The sequence below is a fragment of the Mycobacterium sp. genome (genome assembly GCF_052143115.1).
In the GTDB taxonomy this organism is placed as follows: Bacteria; Actinomycetota; Actinomycetes; order Mycobacteriales; family Mycobacteriaceae; genus Mycobacterium.
Map to the genome: position 1 here is coordinate 1 of NZ_JBKQTQ010000201.1, position 4458 is coordinate 4458.

Sequence of the window (4458 nt, forward strand, 5' to 3'; positions counted from 1 at the left end):
GACCCCGATGCGATGCGGGTGGCGCTGGCTGCGCATGACGAGGTGCTGCGGGCGGCGATCGACGCGCACGGCGGGTCCATGTTCAAGCACACCGGCGACGGGGTGTGCGCGGCATTCTCGTCACCGAGATCTGCTGTGGACGCTGCCATAGCCGCGCAGCGCAAACTGGAATTGCCGGTGCGGATGGGGATCGCGACCGGCGAGGCCGAGCTGCGCGATGGTGACTACTTCGGTGCGGTGCTGAATCGTGCCGCGCGGGTAATGGCGGCCGGGCACGGCGGTCAGATCCTTTTGGCCGAGTCGACGGCGGGTCTGCTCAGCGGAATTGATCTGGTGGATCTGGGGCCGCGACGGTTGCGGGATCTGCCCACTCCAGTCGGGGTGTTTCAGGTGCGAGCGGCAGGCCTGCGGACAGATTTTTCCTCATTGCGTGGAGTCGACTCGAATCCCGGAAATTTGCGTCCGGCGATCACGAGCTTGATCGGCCGCGACTCCGAGGTCTGCAATCTTCAAGCGGCCCTGCGCTCGCATCGGTTGGTGACATTGGCGGGCGTCGGTGGAGTCGGCAAGACCCGGCTGGCACTGGAAGTCGCCGGACATCTCGCCGATGAATTTCCTGACGGGGTTTGGCTTTTCGAATTGGCAGCGGTCGCCGATCCGGCGGCGGTGCCCGATGCTGTGGCGGCCGTGCTCGGGATCACCCAACAGCCGGGGATGAGTGTTGCCAGTAGTGTGGCGTCGGCGTTGGAGGGCCGGTCGCGGCTGCTGGTGTTCGACAACTGTGAGCACGTCGTGGACAGCGTCGCGGATCTGGTCGCAGCGATCCTCGCCGCCTCGGCCACCGTGAAGGTTCTGGCCACCAGTCGTGAGGGCATCGGCGTCGCCGACGAGCAGTTGTGGCGGGTGCCTTCACTGGACGTTGGTGCGGCCGTGGAGTTGTTTGTCGAACGCGCTGCCAGCATGGTTTCGGACACGTTGGCCGATGAGACGACCGCCGTGGCGGATGTGTGTCGTCGCCTCGACGGGATCCCCCTGGCGATCGAGTTAGCGGCCTCGCGGATGGCGTCGATGACGGCGGCCGAGGTGCGTGATCGTCTTGATGACCGATTCAAACTGCTGGTGGGATCACGACGCGGATTGGAGCGCCACCAGACACTGCGTCACGCGGTGGCGTGGTCTTACGACCTGCTCGATGACGCTGAAAAGACAGTGCTGGAACGCTGTTCGGTGTTCGCAGGCGGATTCGACCTCCAAAGCGCCTGCGCGATAGCCGGATCCGACGACAACGACGAGTACGCCATCCTTGATCTGCTGGACGCGCTGGTGCGCAAGTCACTGCTCATCGCCGACCGATCATTAGGACGGACCCGATTCTCGATGCTGGAGACGATCCGCCAGTTCGCCGAGGACCAACTCGCCGCCGGTGGTGAAGCATCCGAGATTCGGGCCGCCCACTCGCGCTACTTCGCCGGACGCGAGGCCGACATCCTGACCCTATGGGACAGCCCCCGCCAGCGACAGGCCTACGACTGGTTCACTATCGAACTGGCCAATCTGCGCACCGCGTTTCGCTGGGCGGCCGACCAGGGCGATCTGGGTGTCGCCGCCCCAATCGCGACGTACGCGGCATGGTTCGGCTATCTGACCGAGAATTACGAGCCGATCGCGTGGGCCGAGGAGCTCATCGAGCCCGCACGCGCCGTCGACCACCCCCGACTCACCGCCCTGTACTTCATGGCGTCGAATTGCTACATGGCCGGACGGATCGATCCGGGTATTCGCTACACCGAGGCCGCCCTAATGGCAATGAGCAGTGGACGCGACCACGTCCCGTCCGGCGCGGAGGGCTTTGTTGGCGGTGCCTACGTCGCTGTCGGCCAGCCGGAGCGGTGGATTCAGTGGTGTCGCGCTCAGCTCGCGCGCGGTCTGGACACCCCCGCGTACATCGCGAACACCACGGGGTGCCTGCTCATGGCACTGACGGTTAGCGGTTCCCACGACGATGCGATGGCGGCCGCGAACGGTCTGATCGAGGCCGCCGAAGCGATCGGCAACCCGTGTGTCCTCGCATTTGCGCTGCACGCCTACGGCTGGGCCGTCCATCACGCCGACCCTGTCGGCTCGCTCGCCGCCCTGCGGCGTGGCCTGGCGATCGCCCAAGACAGCGGCAACCGCAGTCAACTGTCAAACCTAGCGACCAACCTGTGCCTCTTCGCCGACGACGACCCGCTGGCTGCCTTCGATCACTTCACCCTGGCGATCGGCAACTATCACGACTCGGGCAACACCTACATGCTCCGCACCCAACTGGGACTTCTTGCCACGTTTTTCCACCGGCTCGGACGATACGAACCGTCGGCCACCATCGCCGGGTTCGCCGCCACAAGCGCTGTCGCTGGACTTCCCGTCATGGAGGAGTTCGGCACCGCGACCGATCACCTCCGCGATGTCCTCGGCGAGGCGACCTACGAATCGCTCGCCCGTAAGGGTGAGACGATGACCACCGCCGCCATGGCGACCTACGCATACGACCAAATCGACCAGGCCCGAGCAGAACTGAACGCGGTCTCGGAATAGACGACATACGAGCGTCCCGAAACTCGGTGTCGTGATGCTGAACAGGCTTGCCGGTCGCCGCTTTCCGGCCTCGTCGGATGACGAAATTATCGCTCAGATTAGGTCGTCACGGGTCGCGCTGAGATTGCCTTTCGGTCACCGACGAGCGGACGCTGTCATCGCTGGTGTGACCGCCAAGTCAAGTACGCCATAAATGCCAGGCTCGGCAGCGCATACTGCAGCGATCGAGTTGAGTACCCGCGCCGCGGTAGCATCTGCGCCGGGCAATGGGCTTCCGGCGAGAGCAAGGTCGACGATTACTGACGGCGTTCCGTCAACGGTGATCCGCGTTAGCCGCGGTGCGCCGTTGGGTGTTGGCCGCGGCTCCCAATCGTCGATGACCTCGTCGCTCAAGGACCAGATCTCGGAGATGGCCAGGCGAGGTTCGCCGTTCACGATGCCTTCGGCGGTAATCCGAACGCTGATGATGGTCCCGGCGGGTACTTCACCAGCGGGACAGGAATAGTCGCTTCGTGCAATCGCGACATCCTTGCGGTCGCGAAGCTCGTCGAGGTGCCACCCCAGCCCGTGTGCCATTAGCCGAATTGGACTCCCGAAGAGTGCGACACCGGTCCCCGGTCGGTACGCCTGGGCGTCAACGGCAGGGGTCGTGCCGAAGCCGAGTGCCGCAAAGAATCCTGGCACCGAGTAGGCACCGCACAGAATCCGTTCGCTTACAACGACTTTCGTCGGCGTAGCCGACAGCGTGGCCACCTGTACCGGCAACACGTCCATCGCGAATCCGGGCGCGATGCCAGCGGCGATGAGTGAGGTGTCACCAGCATGACTGGCATTCTGCAATCTCATCAACCGAGCCTCGCCGAGCGTCTCCGGATGGATGAGTTCGCCCAGCGCCGTGGTGACGATGTTCTTGCCGCTAGCTAGGATCGCGCAGTGCTGATCGATGACTTCGTCGATCGTGCGGCCCATGCCGGTCGCGAGATACGTGACGCAGTCGGCTTCGGTAGCCAAGAACGCCTCGAAGTCCTGCGTAGTGACGATTCCGGTCGCTGACGCGCCGACGAGTTCGCCAGAGTCGCGACCGACCTTATCCGGGCTGTGAACATACTGGCTGACCAGATCGAGCGCAGGCGTAGTCAGGATCATTCGCAGCACGAGGTGTCCCGTTCGGCCAGACCCGATGTGTGCGATGCGCAGCCGTTGCGACATTCGATCACCTCCGGCGTCATACTAGGCCGCAAGTCGCTGAAACCGTGATCGGCGAACGTAGTCGAAGTGCGGCTGTTCGAGCCGGTTCTTACGTCGATCCGTCTGTCTTGAAAAAGACGACATCTGCGACTCGCGGAAGTTCGTCTCAGAAGCACGTGTATCCGGTGACCGGGCCGGATCCGCCGATGTTCGAGGTGAGACCGCGTTCCTTGTGACATCCTGTGCGCGTGTCCACGGCGGCTGCGCCCTCGGGTGTCGTGACGTTTCTGTTCACCGATGTGGAGGGTTCGACCCGTCGGTGGGAGACCGACGCTGAGGGGATGCGGAAGGCGCTGGCCGCCCACGACGAGGTGTTGCGCAAGGCGATCGAGACACACGGCGGCTGGTTATTCAAACACACCGGCGACGGGGTGTGTGCCGCGTTCGCCTCGCCCAGGTCGGCGGTCGACGCTGCTGTAACCGCGCAGCGGGCGCTGGAGTTGCCGGTGCGCATGGGGATCGCGACCGGCGAAGCCGAGCTGCGTGCGGGCGACTATTTCGGAGCGGTTTTGAATCGGACCGCGCGGGTGATGGCCGCCGGGCACGGCGGTCAGATCCTATTGGCCGAGTCGACGGCAGGTCTACTCAGCGGCGTTGGTCTCATCGATCTGGGACCGCGCCGATTGCGGGACC

General features: G+C 64.4%; 3 protein-coding genes. 2 read left to right on the plus strand and 1 reads right to left on the minus strand.

The window, feature by feature from the left end:
- Positions 1 to 2577 (plus strand): ATP-binding protein (locus ACLQI9_RS21100; RefSeq protein ID WP_442392134.1); only part of this gene is annotated, 2577 nt, incomplete at its 5' end.
- 135 nt (positions 2578 to 2712) lie between these two features.
- On the opposite strand, the gene ACLQI9_RS21105 is transcribed toward ACLQI9_RS21100, so the two are convergent.
- Positions 2713 to 3786, minus strand: coding sequence for a hypothetical protein (locus ACLQI9_RS21105; protein ID WP_442382019.1), 1074 nt, complete (start codon positions 3784 to 3786; stop codon positions 2713 to 2715).
- A gap of 221 nt (positions 3787 to 4007) precedes the next feature.
- Between ACLQI9_RS21105 and ACLQI9_RS21110 the strand changes: the two genes are divergently transcribed.
- On the plus strand, positions 4008 to 4458 hold a 451-nt coding region (locus ACLQI9_RS21110), incomplete at its 3' end, for an adenylate/guanylate cyclase domain-containing protein (protein WP_442392135.1).